This window comes from Thermococcus sp. ES12, from assembly GCF_012027515.1.
Lineage (GTDB): Archaea > Methanobacteriota_B > Thermococci > Thermococcales > Thermococcaceae > Thermococcus > Thermococcus barossii.
Genome location: NZ_SNUP01000031.1, coordinates 1 through 516 on the forward strand (window position 1 = coordinate 1; position 516 = coordinate 516).

At 36.2% G+C, this 516-nt stretch carries 1 pseudogene; it reads left to right on the forward strand.

Annotation, left to right across the window (positions count from 1 at the left end):
* Nucleotides 1-295, forward strand: a pseudogene (locus tag E3E37_RS10850) (regulator); the annotation flags it as partial.
* Between the last annotated feature and the right edge of the window lie 221 nt (nt 296-516).

The following is a 516-nucleotide window of genomic DNA, read 5'->3' on the forward strand; positions in this document are numbered from 1 at the left end:
CGAACTTAAGGAGGTTTACGTTAATCTAGAGCCTACTGTGCACATGAAGTTTGTTGGAAGGCATGTTGGTTATGGAGTCATAGAGATTGAACCAGAACCAAGGGCTATCGGAATCTTGGCAAAAGTGGCCTCTAAGATTGCTGATAGGGGTATAAATACTATACAAGTAGTTGCGGAAGACCCAGAACTTTATCCAGAGGCTACACTCACAATAATAACAGAGAAGCCAATTCCTGGCGAACTGATAAACGAACTATCAAAGCTTGAAGGAGTTAAAAGGATTTCAATTTATTGAGCTTTTTTATTCTTCTTGAATTATTTGAGGAAGGTTCCATTCTATATTTGCCAATTTGAATGTGCTGGCGTTTTTAGCTTTTTGCATCTGTTAAATGTTGTGGATCTTAATTTGCTCTTACTCTTGGGAACGTGTTTTTTATATATAACCAATAGTTATTAACCATTTGTTCTCTTGGGAAGGTTTATAAATGTATATGTCCCAATAAACGTTAGAAACAT